The organism is Leisingera daeponensis, assembly GCF_019801465.1.
Taxonomy (GTDB): Bacteria; Pseudomonadota; Alphaproteobacteria; order Rhodobacterales; family Rhodobacteraceae; genus Leisingera; species Leisingera daeponensis_A.
Genome location: NZ_JAHVJA010000003.1, coordinates 164,862 through 180,437, shown reverse-complemented (window position 1 = coordinate 180,437; position 15,576 = coordinate 164,862). Strand labels below are relative to the sequence as shown.

The 15,576-nt window shown below is 63.7% G+C and carries 16 protein-coding genes and 1 tRNA gene; 10 read left to right on the top strand and 7 right to left on the bottom strand.

Going from position 1 to position 15,576, the window contains the following annotated elements:
• Positions 1–3 precede the first annotated feature (3 nt).
• Together KUV26_RS09200 and KUV26_RS09195 are read right to left on the bottom strand one after the other, a co-directional pair.
• Positions 4–1,101 (bottom strand): FAD-binding protein, encoded by a 1,098-nt coding sequence (locus KUV26_RS09200; protein ID WP_222508355.1) that lies wholly within the window; start codon positions 1,099–1,101, stop codon positions 4–6.
• 50 nt (positions 1,102–1,151) lie between these two features.
• Positions 1,152–2,600: an FAD-linked oxidase C-terminal domain-containing protein gene (locus tag KUV26_RS09195; RefSeq protein ID WP_222508123.1), complete on the bottom strand. Its 1,449-nt coding sequence runs from the start codon at positions 2,598–2,600 to the stop codon at positions 1,152–1,154.
• An 80-nt stretch (positions 2,601–2,680) separates the two neighbouring features.
• Here KUV26_RS09195 and KUV26_RS09190 point away from each other — a divergent pair, with 80 nt between their 5' ends.
• Together KUV26_RS09190 and KUV26_RS09185 are read left to right on the top strand one after the other, a co-directional pair.
• The gene (locus KUV26_RS09190) at positions 2,681–3,403 is read left to right on the top strand and encodes a DUF599 domain-containing protein (protein ID WP_222508122.1); all 723 of its coding nucleotides are present in this window, start codon (positions 2,681–2,683) and stop codon (positions 3,401–3,403) included.
• A 35-nt stretch (positions 3,404–3,438) separates the two neighbouring features.
• Positions 3,439–3,795, top strand: coding sequence for a hypothetical protein (locus tag KUV26_RS09185; protein WP_222508354.1), 357 nt, complete (start codon positions 3,439–3,441; stop codon positions 3,793–3,795).
• 53 nt (positions 3,796–3,848) lie between these two features.
• Here the strand turns inward: KUV26_RS09185 and rlmH are convergent, their stop codons facing one another.
• The 3 genes from rlmH to KUV26_RS09170 all read right to left on the bottom strand — a co-directional run bounded on the left by rlmH (position 3,849) and on the right by KUV26_RS09170 (position 6,296).
• Positions 3,849–4,319: a 23S rRNA (pseudouridine(1915)-N(3))-methyltransferase RlmH gene (rlmH, locus tag KUV26_RS09180; protein WP_222508121.1), complete on the bottom strand. Its 471-nt coding sequence runs from the start codon at positions 4,317–4,319 to the stop codon at positions 3,849–3,851.
• 61 nt (positions 4,320–4,380) lie between these two features.
• The gene (gene rsfS, locus KUV26_RS09175) at positions 4,381–4,752 is read right to left on the bottom strand and encodes a ribosome silencing factor (protein WP_222503234.1); all 372 of its coding nucleotides are present in this window, start codon (positions 4,750–4,752) and stop codon (positions 4,381–4,383) included.
• 167 nt (positions 4,753–4,919) lie between these two features.
• Positions 4,920–6,296 (bottom strand): mechanosensitive ion channel family protein, encoded by a 1,377-nt coding sequence (locus tag KUV26_RS09170; protein ID WP_222503233.1) that lies wholly within the window; start codon positions 6,294–6,296, stop codon positions 4,920–4,922.
• A 210-nt stretch (positions 6,297–6,506) separates the two neighbouring features.
• Between KUV26_RS09170 and KUV26_RS09165 the strand changes: the two genes are divergently transcribed.
• From KUV26_RS09165 to KUV26_RS09130, 8 genes are all read left to right on the top strand, one after another.
• Positions 6,507–6,605 (top strand): isopropylmalate isomerase, encoded by a 99-nt coding sequence (locus tag KUV26_RS09165; RefSeq protein ID WP_226429013.1) that lies wholly within the window; start codon positions 6,507–6,509, stop codon positions 6,603–6,605.
• 54 nt (positions 6,606–6,659) lie between these two features.
• Complete coding sequence (gene leuC / locus KUV26_RS09160) at positions 6,660–8,063, top strand: 3-isopropylmalate dehydratase large subunit (RefSeq protein ID WP_222508120.1); 1,404 nt, start codon at positions 6,660–6,662, stop codon at positions 8,061–8,063.
• 16 nt (positions 8,064–8,079) lie between these two features.
• Positions 8,080–8,907 (top strand): hypothetical protein, encoded by an 828-nt coding sequence (locus KUV26_RS09155; protein ID WP_222508119.1) that lies wholly within the window; start codon positions 8,080–8,082, stop codon positions 8,905–8,907.
• On the top strand, positions 8,907–9,512 hold the full coding sequence (gene leuD / locus KUV26_RS09150; RefSeq protein ID WP_222503230.1) for a 3-isopropylmalate dehydratase small subunit: 606 nt from the start codon (positions 8,907–8,909) through the stop codon (positions 9,510–9,512). The genes KUV26_RS09155 and leuD overlap by 1 nt, the downstream gene beginning before the upstream one ends.
• 375 nt (positions 9,513–9,887) lie before the next feature.
• On the top strand, positions 9,888–10,724 hold the full coding sequence (locus KUV26_RS09145; RefSeq protein ID WP_222508118.1) for a hypothetical protein: 837 nt from the start codon (positions 9,888–9,890) through the stop codon (positions 10,722–10,724).
• Positions 10,721–11,764 carry an endonuclease/exonuclease/phosphatase family protein gene (locus KUV26_RS09140; RefSeq protein WP_222508117.1) on the top strand — a complete coding sequence of 348 codons (1,044 nt, stop codon included), beginning with the start codon at positions 10,721–10,723 and terminating at the stop codon, positions 11,762–11,764. Before KUV26_RS09145 ends, KUV26_RS09140 begins: the two co-directional genes overlap by 4 nt.
• Positions 11,765–11,888: 124 nt before the next feature.
• The gene (gene leuB / locus KUV26_RS09135) at positions 11,889–12,992 is read left to right on the top strand and encodes a 3-isopropylmalate dehydrogenase (RefSeq protein ID WP_222503227.1); all 1,104 of its coding nucleotides are present in this window, start codon (positions 11,889–11,891) and stop codon (positions 12,990–12,992) included.
• Positions 12,993–13,166: 174 nt separating this feature from the next.
• Positions 13,167–13,243 (top strand) — tRNA-Pro (locus KUV26_RS09130).
• A 93-nt stretch (positions 13,244–13,336) separates the two neighbouring features.
• On the opposite strand, the gene KUV26_RS09125 is transcribed toward KUV26_RS09130, so the two are convergent.
• Positions 13,337–14,536 carry a PAS domain-containing hybrid sensor histidine kinase/response regulator gene (locus KUV26_RS09125; protein ID WP_222508116.1) on the bottom strand — a complete coding sequence of 400 codons (1,200 nt, stop codon included), beginning with the start codon at positions 14,534–14,536 and terminating at the stop codon, positions 13,337–13,339.
• 117 nt (positions 14,537–14,653) lie between these two features.
• Positions 14,654–15,574, bottom strand: coding sequence for a LysR family transcriptional regulator (locus KUV26_RS09120; protein WP_222503225.1), 921 nt, complete (start codon positions 15,572–15,574; stop codon positions 14,654–14,656).
• Positions 15,575–15,576 lie beyond the last annotated feature (2 nt).

Genomic DNA, 15,576 nt, shown 5'->3' with positions numbered 1-15,576 from the left:
AACTTACCCCATCAGTCCCGGGTTGAGGATGCTGCGCGGATCGAACTGGCTCCGCAGCCCCGCGGAGATGGCCGCCAGCGGTGCGGGCTGCGGCTGGAAGACCCCAAGCCGCGCACGGGTGTCCTGCGAGGCCCGCACCAGCGTGGCATGGCCCGGCACATTGATACGGGCGCGCAGATCGGTGCCATCCGGCACCAGCGCCCAGATCAGCCCGCCGCCCCAATCGAACTGCAGCGCTTCAGCCTCCAGCCGAGGCGCCAGATCCGCCGCATCCGACGGCTTCACCGAGATCCGCCAGATATCGCCCGGCCGGCTGTCAAAGGCAGAAACGTCGCGAATGCCCTTCCACAAGACTCCGGCATCCTCCCGCACCTCCGCCAGCCCGGATGGCGACAGCAGTTCGACCAGCTTGGCGCTGCGGTAAGCGGCGGAATCCTGAAACCCTTCCACCCGGACATGCACCTGGTAAGTGTCCGCGTCATAGGCCGCACCGGTGACATCATAAGGGGAGCCCAAAGCCGCCGACATCATCCGGATCGCACCGGGCAGATCGACACCGGTCACGGTCACGGTCGCAGAGGCCTCTGCCCGCGGCAGCACCTTGAGCGAGACTTCCGTCAGCACCCCTAGCGTGCCATGGGCGCCGCACATCAGCTTGACCAGGTCATAGCCGGTCACGTTTTTCATCACCCGGCCGCCGTTTTTCACCGCCTGGCCGCTGCCATCCACGAACCGCACGCCCAGCAGGTGATCGCGCGCCGCGCCAGCCTGGATGCGCCGGGGACCGGAGACATTTGCAGCAATCACCCCGCCAATGGTCGGCTCGCCCTCGGTGCCCAGCATCCCGCGGTGGTCCATCGGCTCAAAGGCCAGCTGCTGGTTTTGCGCGGCCAGCAGCGTTTCAACCTCGGCAACGGGCGTGCCCGCCTTGACCACCAGTGTCAGCGCGCCGGGCTCATAAAGCTCCACACCCGACAATCCGCGGGTGCTCAGAACGTCCCCCTCCACCGCCAGCCCGCGGCTGCCGCCGCCCTGAATGCAGAGTGGCCCGTTTGCGCCTGCAATGGCTTCGGCCAGTTCCGCCTCGCTCCCTGGTGTCATCATCTTCATCTTTCCGGAAATACTTTGGGGGTTTGGGGGCTAGCCCCCAATCATTCCGCGGCCAGCGCCACGGCCCGGCGGCCTTCGGTCACCGGCAGCGGAAACACTTTGGACGGATTGAGCAGCCACTTGGGGTCAAACACATCCTTGACCTTCAGCTGCGCCTCCAGATCCGCCTCGCTGTACTGGTGCAGCATCAGATCGCGCTTCTCGATCCCCACTCCATGTTCGCCGGTCAGGCAGCCGCCTGCCTCGACGCACAGCTTCAGGATCTCGGCTCCGAAGGCCTCGCAGGTTTCCAGGTCGCCCGGCTTGTTGGCATCGAACAGGATCAGCGGGTGCATATTGCCGTCGCCCGCGTGGAAGACATTGGCCACGTCGAGACCGAATTCCTTGCTCATTTCGCCGATCCGGCGCAGCACAAACGGCAGCGAGGACACCGGGATAGTCCCGTCCAGGCACATGTAATCGTTGATCTGCCCCATGGCGCCAAAGGCCGATTTGCGGCCCAGCCAGATGCGGGCCGCCTCATCCGCATCCCCGGCCTCGCGCAGCTCCACCGGGTTGTGGGACTTGGCGATCCCGATGATCAGCCCCAGCTGGTGATCGATTTCCGCCGGGCTGCCCTCGACCTCGATGATCAGAAGGGCTTCGCACATCGGGTAGCCTGCCTTGGCAAAGGCCTCGCAGGCCTCGATGCAGGGGCGGTCCATGAACTCGATGGCCACCGGCAGCACGCCTGCCTTGATAATGTCCGATACGCAGGCGCCCGCCACCTCGTTGCTGTCAAAACCGATCAGCACCGGCCGGGCGCCCTCCGGCTTGCGCAGAATGCGCAGGGTGGCTTCGGTCACCACGCCCAACTGCCCCTCGCTGCCGCAGATCACCCCCAGAAGATCCAGCCCGCCAGCGTCCAGATGGGCACCTCCGATCTCCACCACGGTGCCGTCCATCATCACCATGGTCACGCCCAGCAGGTTGTTGGTGGTCACCCCGTATTTCAGGCAATGCGCGCCGCCGGAGTTCATCGCGATATTGCCGGCAATGGCACAGGCCAGCTGTGAGGACGGGTCGGGAGCGTAAAAGAACTCCTCCTCTTCCACCGCGCCGGAGACGCTCAGGTTGGTGCGGCCGGTCTGCACCCGGATAATGCGGTTCCGGTAATCGGTCTCCAGCACCTCGTTCATCCGGGCCACGCCCAGGATCACACAATCCGCTGTCGGCAGCGCTCCGCCCGCAAGCGAGGTGCCCGCCCCGCGCGGAACCACCGGCACGCCTTCCTCGTGGCAGATCCGCAGCACCGCGGAAACTTCCTGTGTGGTTCTCGGCAGAACCGCCAGCAGCGGCGGGCACCTGTAGGCGGTGAGCGCATCGCATTCATAGGCCCGCGTTTCTGCCTCGTCCTGGATCACCGCGTCGGACGGCAGCACCGACTGCAGCCGCGCGGCAAGCCGCGCCTTGCGGGCCAGAACGGCGGGGTTCGGGGATGGCATTTCCATCGGGCTCTCCTGTTTGGTAAAATAATATTACCAATTAAATGCGTCTGGCAAGGGGCAGATTGCCGCGCTAGGTTCAGGCCATGATTTGGCCTGACCGTCTGACCCAGTTTTCCCTTTTTGACCTCGCTGCGCTGACCCTGCTGATCGCGGGCTGGCTGTGGATCGGCTGGCGCATCGAAAACCCGCCCGCAGGGCGGCCTTCCGTTTCCTGGCTGATGGCTGATTTCCGGCGCGACTGGATGAAACGGATGGTGGAGCGCGATCCGCGGATTTTTGATGCCCAGCTGGTCGGCAACCTGCGCCAGGGCACCGCTTTCTTTGCCTCTGCCGCGATGATCGCCATCGGCGGAGGGCTGGCGCTGATCGGCAACACCGAGCAGCTGGCAGGCATTGCCGAAGACCTGATCCAGGACAGCATCCCCGCCTTTGTCTGGGAGGTGAAAATCCTGACAGTTCTGCTGTTCCTGTCCAACGCATTTCTGAAATACGTTTGGGCGCACCGGCTGTTCGGATATTGCTCAGTGCTGATGGCTGCGGTGCCGAATGATCCCGGCCATGACCTTGCTTACCCCCGCGCCGCGCAGGCCGCTGAGATCAGCATCACCGCCGCACGCAGCTTCAACCGGGGCATGAGGTCAACATACTTCGCGCTGGCCGCCGTCGCATGGCTGGCAGGTGCACTGCCGCTGGCAGGTGCGGCTCTGATCACCCTCGCGGTGCTGTACCGGCGGGAATTCGCCTCGCATTCACGCGCTATCCTGCTGCGCATCCCGCCCGAAAGCCAAGGGGACACGGTTTCGTGACTGCAGCCCGGACCGCCCGCGGCTATGGTGCGGTGATGAGACATCTGTTTCTCACTGGCGCATTCTGCGCCTCCGCCCTGCCCGCACTTGCCGATGAACCGGTGGTAGAAGCTGTCACCGCGCGTCAGAGCGGAGGCGGCTGGACTTTCAGCGTCACCCTCTCTCACCCGGACACCGGGTGGGATCACTATGCTGACGGCTGGCGGGTGCTGGATATGGACGGAAACGAGCTGGGCCTGCGGGTACTTGCACATCCGCACGAGCACGAACAGCCCTTCACCCGCTCACTCAGCCGCGTGCAACTCCCGGAGGGCGCGACCCAGGTGCAAATCCAGGCCCGCTGCCTGACGGACGGCTGGAGCAAGGCAGTCTATACCTACACTCTGCCCTGACGCATTTCATTTCAGAAAATACCCGCACCGCAGTCCGCCACTGCCCGGCGCAGTCAAACGCGGTGATAGGGGCTGCCGGCCAGAATCGTCGCCGCGCGGTAGATCTGCTCGGCCAGCATCACCCGCACCAGCATATGCGGCCAGACCATCTTGCCGAAGGAGATCGAGAAATCGGCCTCAGCCCGCAGCGAGGGATCGATCCCGTCGGCACCGCCGATGATCAGCGCCAGATCCTGGCGGCCGCTGTCGCGCCAGCCGGCCAGCTTGTCCGCGAAATCCGGGGAGGAGATCACCTTGCCGCGCTCGTCCAGGGTGCAGATCACCGCGCCCTTGGGCAGCGCCTTGCGCAAGAGTGCTGCCTCGGCGGCCATGCCTGCGTTTTTCTTATCTTCAATCTCCACCACCCGCGCAGGCCCCAGACCCAGCGCGCGCCCGGTCCGGTCGAACCGGGTGAGGTAATCGTCGATGAGGGATTTTTCCGGGCCGGAGCGTAGACGCCCGGCCGCACAGATATGCAGACGCATGAAATTCCCGAAGCAATCCGGCCCGCACCCATGCGCGGGCCTGCATCAAATCAGCCTTGGATCAGCCTTCAGCTGCCGGTGCAGCCTCGGTGCCAGCGGGCATCCACATCTTCTCGAGTTGATAGAACTCGCGCACTTCCGGGCGGAAGATATGGACAATCACGTCACCGGAGTCGATCAGCACCCAGTCGCCGGCATCCTTGCCTTCAACCTTGCAGGTGATCCGGAACTCCTGTTTGAGCCGGTCGGTCAGCTTTTCCGCCATGGCCGCGACCTGACGGGTGGAGCGGCCGGAGGCCAGCACCATGTAATCGCCGATCGAAGTCTTGCCGCGCAGATCGATCTGCACAACATCTTCGGCTTTGTCATCGCTGAGTGAGGAGAGAATCCGCTCCAGCAGCTGTTCGCTGGTGGGCTGGGACTGGGCGGCCATCACGGCTGCCCCATTAACAGCGGCATCCGCCGCTTGAGGTACGGGTGACAGGACATGGTCCTCCTTACAACGCGCCGCCACGCCCCGGCGCCGGGCCTGTTAATAATGTAGCAACCAGAGGGTAAACTTTCAATGAAAGCCCTGCCCCGCGATGCAAGCCATGTGCTTTATCCGTCATCTTCGCCAGGTGCAACCCTGACCGGCAGCGGGTCGTTCAGCATCCGCACCTCGCGCTGCGGGAAGGGGATCGAAATGCCTTCTGCCTGGAATGCATCCCACAGCGCCAGATAGACGTTGCCGCGGATATTGGTGAGACCGCCGGTGGGGTCGTCGATCCAGAACCGGAGCACATAATCGACGCTGCTGTCGCCGAAGCCGGTAATGTGGCAGACCGGTTTCTTGCTGCCGTATTGCAGCACCCGCGTGACCCCGCAGGCCGCGTCAATCGCAATCTTGCGGACCTTATGGGGATCATCGCCATAACCGGTGCCGAAATGCAGGTCCAGCCGGACATACTTGTCAGAATGCGACCAGTTCACCACCTGGGTCGTGATCAGGTCCTCGTTCGGGATCAGATATTCCCGTCCGTCGCGGGTCACCACAGAAACATAGCGCGCGCCCAGCGCGTTGATCCAGCCGAAGGTATCGCCCAGCGAGATCACGTCACCCGGTTTGATCGACTTATCCAGGAGGATGATCAGGCCTGACACCAAGTTCGAAACCACCTTCTGCAGGCCGAAACCCAGGCCGACGCCAATGGCGCCGGACAGCACCGCAAGGCCGGTGAGGTCGATGCCGATGGCCTTCAACCCGATAAAGAAGGCGCCGCCGAACAGCAGGATCTGTGCCAGTTTGGCGCCGAGCACCTGCATGGAGGGCGAGATATCGGAATTGGCGCGTATCCGGTTCGAGGCCACTGACGAGATCACCCGCGCCAGCGTCAGCATGACGCCCAGTATCACAATCGCCTGAACAACCAGAAACAGTGAAATCCTGAGATCGCCGAAATTGATGGCGATGCCGTCCATCAGATGTATCGCATCTTCGGTAATGCCCAGGATTCTCAGGGTAATCCAGATCCAGGCCCCGTATTTCACCAGGTTGCGCAGCAACGGATTGCCGACCAGCCGGGTGGCAAAGGATACGATCAGCCAGGCCAGCGACAGGTTGGCGATCACCGTGAGCAGCCGGGACCGGCTGGGCCACGTCATTTCCTGCATCACCAGCACCACGGTCCAGATCAGCAGCACAAACAGGATGCCGCGGATCCGCTTGTGCAGCACCAGCCCCGCCCGCATCCGCCAGCGCGGCCAGCCCTCGCGGGTCCGCAGCCAGTTGTGGAAGGCATTGGCAATCGGCCGCGCGATCAGGGTGGCCGCCACAAAGACGGCCAGCACGATACCCGCCTGATAAGCGTTCCAGGGCCTGAGCAGCATCTCAAGCCCGCCGGCGGCCAGAGCCCACAGCTGCTGGCCCAGCTCCAGCGCCTCGGCCGTGCTCTCCGCAATCGCGTCCCTGGGTGGTGTCTGCTCTTCCGGCTCCATTGCGCCCCCCTTTTTTTCCCAGTGTGCCGTCCTGCCCGGTTTCGATCAAGCCGGAGCAAGAATGGAGACAGGCCGCAGCCGCTCCGGGGCTGAGCCGGAAGCCCCAAGCGCATACCGGGGCCGCAGAGCGCTGCGCCCCCATGCAATGGCTGGCGCAGCGCCCTGCGAACGAATCTTGATTGCCGGCCACAGCAGATGTATCTGACAGCCATGACCCTCGTATTGGCGCAAAAGATCGAACTGCAAGACCGCGCGCGGCTGCGCGAGCGGTTCTTTGGCGCCGCCCGCACGGTCCTGGCGCGCCTATAAGGTGCTTGCCCAGCCCAAAGCCAGCATACCCAAATACATCACGGGAGAGGACCCATGTCCCCCAAGACACTCTATGACAAGATCTGGGATGCGCATGTTGCGCATGAAGCAGAGGACGGCACCTGCCTGCTCTATATCGACCGCCACCTGGTCCACGAAGTGACCAGCCCGCAGGCCTTCGAAGGCCTGCGCATGGCCGGGCGCAAGGTGCATGCTCCGGACAAGACCATCGCGGTGCCGGACCACAACGTGCCGACCACCCTGGACCGTGCCAAAGGCATCGAGAATGAGGAAAGCCGCATCCAGGTCGAAGCGCTCGACAAGAACGCCAAGGAATTCGGCGTGCATTATTACCCGGTGGATGACGTCCGCCAGGGCATCGTGCACATCGTCGGCCCGGAACAGGGCTGGACCTTGCCCGGCATGACCGTGGTCTGCGGCGACAGCCACACCGCCACCCACGGCGCCTTCGGCGCGCTGGCGCATGGCATCGGCACCTCGGAAGTGGAGCATGTGCTCGCGACCCAGACGCTGATCCAGAAGAAGTCCAAGAACATGAAGGTGGAGATCACCGGCAAGCTGAAGCCGGGCGTCACCGCCAAGGACATCACCCTGGCGGTAATCGGCGAGACCGGCACCGCCGGCGGCACCGGCTATGTCATCGAATATTGCGGTGAAGCGATCCGCGATTTGTCGATGGAAGGCCGCATGACCGTCTGCAATATGGCGATCGAAGGCGGCGCCCGCGCCGGTCTGATCGCGCCGGACGAGACCACCTTTGAATACGTCAAGGGCCGCCCGCACGCCCCCAAGGGTGCTCAGTGGGAGGCGGCGCTGGACTGGTGGAAGACGCTTTACACCGACGAAGGCGCGCATTTCGACAAGGTTGTCACGCTGAAGGGCGAAGACATCCAGCCGGTTGTGACCTGGGGCACCTCCCCCGAGGACGTTCTGCCGATCACCGGCGTGGTGCCGAACCCCGAGGACTTCACCGGCGGCAAGGTTGAAGCAGCCCGCCGCTCGATCGAATACATGGGGCTGACCCCCGGCCAGAAGCTGACCGACATAGAGATCGACACCGTGTTCATCGGATCCTGCACCAACGGCCGCATTGAGGATCTGCGCGCCGTGGCCGAGGTGGTGAAGGGCAAGAAGATCAAGGACGGCATGCGTGCGATGATCGTTCCGGGCTCCGGCCTGGTGCGGGCGCAGGCCGAGGAAGAAGGCCTGGCCGAGATCTTTGAAGCAGCCGGTTTCGAGTGGCGGCTTGCGGGCTGCTCCATGTGCCTGGCGATGAACCCTGACCAGCTGGCCCCGGGCGAGCGTTGCGCCGCCACCTCAAACCGCAACTTCGAAGGCCGCCAGGGCTATAAAGGCCGCACCCATCTGGTGTCGCCTGCGATGGCCGCCGCCGCCGCGCTGACCGGCCGGCTGACGGATGTGCGTGAGTTGATCTGAGCCTGAGGGGCCGCCGATGCCGTCCAGCCCTTCCCTGCCCGCAGTCGCAAGCCTGTGGATCGGTGACAGCCTCAACTGGCTGCACGAACTGTCCTTGGCCAGTTTCGTGCAGCGCGGTCATGAGGTTGTGCTGTTCCACACCGGGCCTGCGGCACCGCCGGTTCCGGCAGGTGTCCGCACCTGCCCGGCGGCGGAAATCTGGGACCCTGCCAAGGCAGGGCACGGGGAGGCGCCGGCCTCGATGCTGTCGGATCTGTTCCGTCTTCATCTGCTGAAGAAGACGGACATGATCTGGATCGACACCGATATGCTCTGCTGCCGGCCTTTACCGGACGCGGACTATCACGTCGGCTATGAGCCGACCCGGTCGATCAACGGTGCGGTTCTGCGGCTGCCGAAAAGCTCGGCAACGCTGAACCACCTGCTGGACTGGTTCGAGGACCCCGAGTTCGTGCCGCCCTGGCTTGGCCGCAAAATCCGCAAGGAAGTCGAAGCCGCACCGCCCGGCAAACGGCTGCTGACAGCCTTCGAGCTGCAGCGCCCGTCGCTTGGCCCCCGGGCGCTGGACTACACGCTGCACCTGACCGGAGAGGTCGAGCATGTCCGGGAGCCGGACGTCTTTTACCCGATCCGGGGCGTGCTGACTGACGTGCTGTTCAGCGGCAGCTGCCAGGAAGACGGCTGGCTGACGGACAACACGCTGGCCGTTCATCTCTACGCATCCATGGTGCGCCGCTACCACAAGGCGCACCGGCCCGAAAAACACAGCTTCATCGCACGCCACGCGCAGGAGATCGGTTTTGATCTCAGCGGTTTGAAGCATCAGAAACAAGGAAACGAGTAATGGAAAAGTTCCAGAAACTGCAGGGTATCGCAGCCCCGATGCCGCTGGTGAACATCGACACCGACATGATCATCCCCAAGGTGTTCCTGAAATCCATCCAGCGTACCGGCTTCGGCAAGAACCTGTTCGACGAGATGCGCTATAACCGCGATGGCACCGAGATCGAGGACTTCGTGCTGAACAAGCCGCAGTACCGCAACGCCGAGATCCTGGTGGCGGGCGACAACTTCGGCTGCGGCTCCTCGCGCGAGCACGCGCCGTGGGCGATCGCTGATTTCGGCATCAAGTGCATCATCTCGACCTCTTTCGCCGACATCTTCTACAACAACAGCTTCAAGAACGGCATTCTGCCGATCGTGCTGCCGCAGGAGCAGGTCGACATCCTGATGGCCGATGCGGAAAAAGGCGAAAACGCCCGTATGACCGTCGATCTGGAAGCACAGGAGATCACCACCTCTGACGGCGAAGTCATTCCGTTCGAAGTGGACGCCTTCAAAAAGCACTGCCTGCTGAACGGCCTCGATGACATCGGCCTGACCATGGAAAAGGCCGACTCGATCAAGACCTTCGAGGACAAGGCCGCCCAGGAGCGCCCCTGGGTCTGATCCGGACCTGACCGTTGAACAATTTGGAAACCGCCCTGCCCTGGGGCGGTTTTCTTTTGCCCCGCCAGATTCGCGCCGCATTTCCGCCTTAATTGCGGACCGGTGCCTTAATTGTGCTCTTGGCGCGCGGGCACACATCATCTGGTATGCACTCGGCCAAGCCCCTCAAATAGAAGCAAAACCCTGATGCAAACCCGCACCAGTGCGTCCGGGAAAGTGGCCCCTTGCCTGCAGCTGCCCCTTGAGCGGAGAGCCGCCAGCCGGCCACAATGGGGCGAAAATGAGGCAGAGCGCCCTGGACCGCTTCCCGGGGGGCTTCAAATCCGGACACGAGAGGCAAACAACGCCCGCACCGGTTTGAAGGGAATGTAAGACGTGTTTGCACGCATCACAGGCGCGGCGTTCCGCGGCATACTGGTGGCCATGCTTTTTGCGATGCCGACGCTGATTCTGCCGGCATCCGCCACCGAGTCCCCGGAGATCATCCTGTTTATCGCGCTGCTGGGATCAGCCTTGGCCTTCAGCGAATACGCCTCCCTTTTCCCCAGTTTTGTCGAATTCCGCAACGCTCCGCCGATCAACCGGATGCGCTTTGGAGCCGCAGCAGTTACTGTCGGCGCGCTGAGCCTGCTGGCAGCGCACCCACTGGCGCCGACCGGGCTGACAGCCCTTGTGCAGCGTCTGGGCGGCTGGCTGGGCGGCCAGCTCGACTTCGCCTACTCCCCGGTGCAGCTGACGGTGCTGATGATGCCGCCGCAGGTGCCGGAAGCGCTGATTTTGACAGTGCGGGATGCAGCCGGGCTCGCCAGTGCGGTGGCGGCGACCGCTATCGCCATCTTTGCGCTGGTGGTCCGGGTCGGCCACTGGCCTGTGGGCAGCGGCGCTTTCAACGTCTGGGTCAACCTGCCGCTGTTCGATCCCACCACCGGCGGCGACGTGGTTCAGCGGCTGCAGCGCGACGGGCGTGTCAACATCGTTGGCGGCGTTCTCCTGCCCTTTGCCCTGCCCGCCGCGGTCAAGCTCGCCTCAGGCCTGGTGGATCCGGGCATGCTGGCCGCGCCGCACATGCTGATCTGGGTGATCAGCGCCTGGGCGCTGGTGCCGGCCTCGATGATCATGCGCGGCATGGCGATGCTGCGCATCGCCGGGCTGATCGCACAGAAACGCCGCGCTGCCTGTGCTGATCCCGACGAGACCCTGCAAACCGCATGAGGCGGCTGGCGGCGGTTCTTCTCCTGATCCATGCCGCCGGGCCGGGCTGGGCGGACACGCTCCGGATCGCGACCTTCAACACTGAACTTTCCCGCAAGGGCCCAGGCCTGCTGCTGCGCGATATCGAGCGCGGCAAGGATCCGCAGATTGCCGCGGTGACGGCTGTGATCGCCGCCGCCCGGCCGGATGTCCTGGCGCTGCAAGGCATCGACTGGGATTACGAGGGCCGGGCTCTGGCAGCGCTGACTGCACGGCTGGCGGACCAAGGGCTGGACTACCCTTACCACGTTGCGCTGCAGCCCAATTCCGGCCTGCCGCCGCCTGCTCCGCTGGACATGGATGGCAACGGCAAAGCCGGCGAGCCGCGCGACAACCAGGGCTATGGACGGTTCCGCGGCCAGGGCGGCATCGCGCTGCTGTCGCGGCTGCCGGTCGGCCGCGCAGGCATCCGTGACTTCAGCGCGCTCCTGTGGCGGAACCTGCCCGGCGCCTTGCTGCCGCAGCACCCGGACGGAAGCCCATTCCCTTCGCCCGAAGCGCAAGCAGTACAGCGCCTGTCCGCCACCGCCCATTGGATGGTGCCGCTGCAACTGCCGGATGGCAGCCGCCTGAATGTCATGACCTTTCATGCCACTCCACCGCTGTTTGACGGGCCGGAAGACCGCAATGGTTTGCGCAACCGTGACGAAATCCGCCTGTGGCAGCTGCTGCTGGACGGCCAGCTTGGGCCCGCGCCTGAAGGTCCCTTTGTGATTGCCGGAGACGCCAATCTCGACCCGGAGCACGGCGAGGGCCACAAGGCAGCCATCCGCAGCCTGCTGGCGGACCCGCGCTTGCAGGACCCGCGCCCGCAAAGCCCGCAGGGCGGCACCGCTACTGTGGAATGGCAGAATGCGGGCCCCATGCGGGTAGATTATGTGCTCGCCTCTGCCGAGCTTACGGTAACCGGCGGCGGCGTGGTTTGGCCGGATGGACCGGACGACCCCGCGGCGATCGCCAGCCGCCATCGGCTGGTCTGGGTGGATTTGCTGCTGGACTGACCAGCCTGCCACAACTTCATTGCGCGGGCAAATCCTCATCTTTGCCCTTTATTCCCAAGGGCCGTTATTGACCCTGCTCCGCTGTCCCGCTACGCCCGTGCCAGCTGTTTTTAGGAGGATCCCCATGCCCAACCCATCGATTCTGATTCTGCCCGGAGACGGGATCGGCCCCGAAGTCATGACCGAGGTGCGCAAGATCATCACCTGGTTCGGCGACAAGCGCGGCCTGCAGTTCGATGTGAGCGAGGATCTGGTCGGCGGCGCCGCCTATGACAAGCATGGCAAGCCGCTGGCGGATGAGACCATGGCCAAGGCGCAGGAAGTCGACGCGGTGCTGCTCGGCGCCGTGGGCGGCCCCGCCTATGACGATCTGGACTTCTCGGTGAAACCCGAGCGCGGCCTCTTGCGCCTGCGCAAGGAGATGGATCTCTATTCCAACCTGCGCCCGGCGCAGTGCTTTGACGCGCTGGCGGACTTCTCCTCGCTGAAGAAGGACATCGTTGCCGGCCTCGACATCATGATTGTGCGCGAGCTGACCTCCGGCGTCTACTTCGGCGAGCCGCGCGGCATCTTCGAGGAAGGCAACGAGCGCGTCGGCATCAACACCCAGCGCTACACTGAGTCCGAGATCGAGCGTGCCGCCCGTTCGGCGTTTGAGCTGGCGATGCGCCGCAACAAAAAAGTCTGCTCGATGGAGAAGGCCAACGTGATGGAATCCGGGATCCTGTGGCGCGAGGTGGTGACCCGCGTCGGCAAGGACTACCCCGAGGTCGAGCTCAGCCACATGTATGCCGACAACGGCGCCATGCAACTGGTGCGCGCGCCCAAGCAGTTCGACGTCATCCTGACCGACAACCTGTTCGGCGACATCCTGTCCGACTGCGCCGCGATGCTGACCGGCAGCCTTGGCATGCTGCCTTCCGCCTCGCTCGGTGCGCCGATGGCCAACGGCCGCCCCAAGGCGCTGTATGAACCCGTGCACGGCTCCGCCCCCGATATCGCAGGCCAAGGCAAGGCGAACCCGATCGCCTGCATCCTGAGCTTTGCCATGGCGCTGCGCTACAGCTTTGACCAGGGCGCTGAAGCCGACCGGCTGGAAGCCGCAGTGGAGAAAGTCCTGGCTGACGGCGTGCGCACCGCCGACCTGCTGGCCAGCGAAGGCGTGGAGCCGGTCTCGACCAGCCAGATGGGCGATGCGGTGATTGCCGCTCTGGACGCAAGCCTCTGATTTCCGGTCGCAAAACTGAAAAAATCAAAGCCCCGCCCGGCCCCCGGCGCGGGGCTTTTTCGTGGCCTTCAGCCGTCGGGCCTGCAGTGCGAAAAAGAAATCCCGAAATCCGCATCTTTCTGTGAAATCACCCTTGTCAAACCCCGCGCCCTGGGCTATTTCGCCCTCCACGGTCGGAGTGTAGCTCAGCCTGGTAGAGCACTGTCTTCGGGAGGCAGGGGTCGGAGGTTCGAATCCTCTCACTCCGACCAATAAAACAAGGCGCCTTTGGGCGCCTTTTTTTGTTGCCTAAAGCGATCCTGCCGCTTCGGAATGCCAGCACGCAGGCCTCCTCCCGCAGGTGGTCACCTTTTCCTGAGACCGCTTTTCTTCTCGGGCACTTGCAGCCTGATCCCCAGGCTGAACCCGTCCGGCGGACGATCCAGAATGGTCAGCGTCCCGCCCATCAACGCCGCCAGTTCGTCGCAAATGGACAAGCCCAGCCCGGACCCGCCCTTGTGCTGCGACACTGCACTTTCGAGTTGCTGGAACCGCTCAAACGCCTGGCCGCGATCCTCCGCTGCTATGCCAGGCCCCGTGTCCAACACCGTGATGCTGACGGGGCATGCCGCCGCGGCGTCATGTTCCAGCACGATGCAGACGCTGCCCTGCGCGGTGAATTTCACGGCATTGTCGATCAGGTTGTTCACGATCTGTGTAACCTTGGCATGGTCGATCAGGAGCGTTTCCGGCAGCCCGTCCGGGGCGTCCACACAGACGCGCAAAGGCTTTCCGTAACGGGTGGTGCAAGCTTCGAGCGCCTCGCGCCACAGCGCTGTCAGGCTCGCTGTCTCAACCGGCTTCGGATCGAATTCCAAAGCATCGGAATCCAGCCGCGCCGCCTCCAGCACATTGACCAGATGGGTCATCAGCATCTCCGCCGCCCGGTGTCCGACATCGGCCCGCTCCCGGGTTTTACCCGAAGCCGTCTCATCGCTCTTGATCAGGTGGAACAGCCCCAAAATCACATTGAGCGGTGTGCGGATCTCGTGGCTCATCGTTGCCAGAAAGGCAGTGCGGGCTTCGACAGCGGTATTGGCGCGCACCACTTCAGAGGCAAGTTCAACATTCGCCGCAGCCAGTTCGGCCTCCCGCGCCTTCAGCTTCGTCAGGTCGTTGTGCGCCCCCAGCATCCGCACCGGTGTTCCGTTTTCATCCCGAATTGCCAGGCCGCGGCAGCGCACGGTGACCATGTGGCCCTTGGCGTGGCGGTAGCGCACGATCTGATCATAGGGATGGTCCGGGTCTTCCAGATGCTTTTGGAAATTCTCAAGCGCCAGCGCCAGGTCGTCAGGATGAATCAGATCCTGCCATTCGGAGGCAAAATGGCCCTTGGTCTCCGGGTCGACACCGAACAGACGCCAGAGTTCCGGACTCATCCATTCATGCTCGGGGTTTTCCAGGTCCCAATACCAGATCCCGTCGAGCGAACCGATCTGCAAAAAGTCGAAAATCGCCTCGTCGCTTTTGACCAGCTCATACAGCTCGCGTTTGAGATAGTGCATTTCCACCCGTCCCCGCTAGCGCCGCGCGGCAGTCCGTCCGCCTGCCCAAGCAATGACAGAATTACCGCAAGCCTGCCAGCGCATTCAGAGGGCGAACACGCCGCGGCCCTGCCCGGCTCAGGCCGCTTTCATCGCCGAGCGTTTCAGCTGCTTCCACAGCACATCCAGCGTCTGCTTGGTGCTGCGCGGATCGCGATAAAGGCGGATTTCCAGATCGGTGCCCAGCCGTTCATCAACCACAGCAAACCGGCCAGAGGCGATTTCCTGGCGGCACAGGCTCAGCGGCAGCCAGCCGATGCCAAAGCCCTCCTGGATCATCGCCTTGACGCTGTTGGCCAGCGCGTTCTGGTTCACGACAAACACTTTCTGTCCGGGCAAAAGCTGGGTCAGGGCAAACTCCTGCACGGAGCGCAGTGCCGAAACCGCACCGTAAGACAGGAGCGGCACCGCGTCCTTGCTGCCGGTCTTGAAGGCAAACTCCGCCGCACCGTCCGGGGTCGTGCGGGAAACTGGCACATACCGGTCGGTGGACAGCGTCAGATACTCGAAATTGGCAACTTCCAAGGGTCCCAGGAAATCCATTGACGGGTGCCAATAGGTCAGGATCACATCGCAATAGCCCTGCTGCAGCGCACTGACGAACTGGTCGGCGGCCCAAGATGTGGAATTGAGGTCGGTATCCACCCCGCCCTCGCTGGCCAAGGGCGCAATCAGGGTCTTGTAGTGCGTCATGTAGAGCGACTGCGAAGCGGCAAAACGGATCACGTTTTCACCCGCCGCATCGATGGTCTGGCAGCGCTCGATGGTTTCCTCGTAGGTGCGCAGCATAATGCGGGACTGCGACAGGAACACCTCCCCGGCCGGGGTCAGGGTCAGCGGCAGCGTCTCGCGGTTGATCAGCCGCACACCGATCTCATTCTCCAGCGCCCGGATCCTGCGGGAGAAAGCGGGCTGGCTGACATTGCGCTCTTCGGCCGCGCGCGAGAAATTCTTGCACGCGACCAAAGCCTCGAAGTCCTTTAGCCAGATGATATCCAACT

What these genes read in the sequence shown, in the direction of transcription:
- KUV26_RS09170 (WP_222503233.1), bottom strand. Translation starts at nt 6,296, where the DNA reads ATGGAGCCGGAAGAGCAGACACCACCCAGGGACGCGATTGCGGAGAGC.
- KUV26_RS09125 (WP_222508116.1), bottom strand. Translation starts at nt 14,536, where the DNA reads ATGCACTATCTCAAACGCGAGCTGTATGAGCTGGTCAAAAGCGACGAG.
- rlmH (WP_222508121.1), bottom strand. Translation starts at nt 4,319, where the DNA reads ATGCGTCTGCATATCTGTGCGGCCGGGCGTCTACGCTCCGGCCCGGAA.
- leuC (WP_222508120.1), top strand. Translation starts at nt 6,660, where the DNA reads ATGTCCCCCAAGACACTCTATGACAAGATCTGGGATGCGCATGTTGCG.
- leuD (WP_222503230.1), top strand. Translation starts at nt 8,907, where the DNA reads ATGGAAAAGTTCCAGAAACTGCAGGGTATCGCAGCCCCGATGCCGCTG.
- KUV26_RS09195 (WP_222508123.1), bottom strand. Translation starts at nt 2,600, where the DNA reads ATGGAAATGCCATCCCCGAACCCCGCCGTTCTGGCCCGCAAGGCGCGG.
- KUV26_RS09185 (WP_222508354.1), top strand. Translation starts at nt 3,439, where the DNA reads ATGAGACATCTGTTTCTCACTGGCGCATTCTGCGCCTCCGCCCTGCCC.
- KUV26_RS09200 (WP_222508355.1), bottom strand. Translation starts at nt 1,101, where the DNA reads ATGACACCAGGGAGCGAGGCGGAACTGGCCGAAGCCATTGCAGGCGCA.
- KUV26_RS09155 (WP_222508119.1), top strand. Translation starts at nt 8,080, where the DNA reads ATGCCGTCCAGCCCTTCCCTGCCCGCAGTCGCAAGCCTGTGGATCGGT.
- KUV26_RS09190 (WP_222508122.1), top strand. Translation starts at nt 2,681, where the DNA reads ATGATTTGGCCTGACCGTCTGACCCAGTTTTCCCTTTTTGACCTCGCT.
- KUV26_RS09165 (WP_226429013.1), top strand. Translation starts at nt 6,507, where the DNA reads ATGACCCTCGTATTGGCGCAAAAGATCGAACTGCAAGACCGCGCGCGG.
- leuB (WP_222503227.1), top strand. Translation starts at nt 11,889, where the DNA reads ATGCCCAACCCATCGATTCTGATTCTGCCCGGAGACGGGATCGGCCCC.
- KUV26_RS09140 (WP_222508117.1), top strand. Translation starts at nt 10,721, where the DNA reads ATGAGGCGGCTGGCGGCGGTTCTTCTCCTGATCCATGCCGCCGGGCCG.
- rsfS (WP_222503234.1), bottom strand. Translation starts at nt 4,752, where the DNA reads ATGGCCGCCCAGTCCCAGCCCACCAGCGAACAGCTGCTGGAGCGGATT.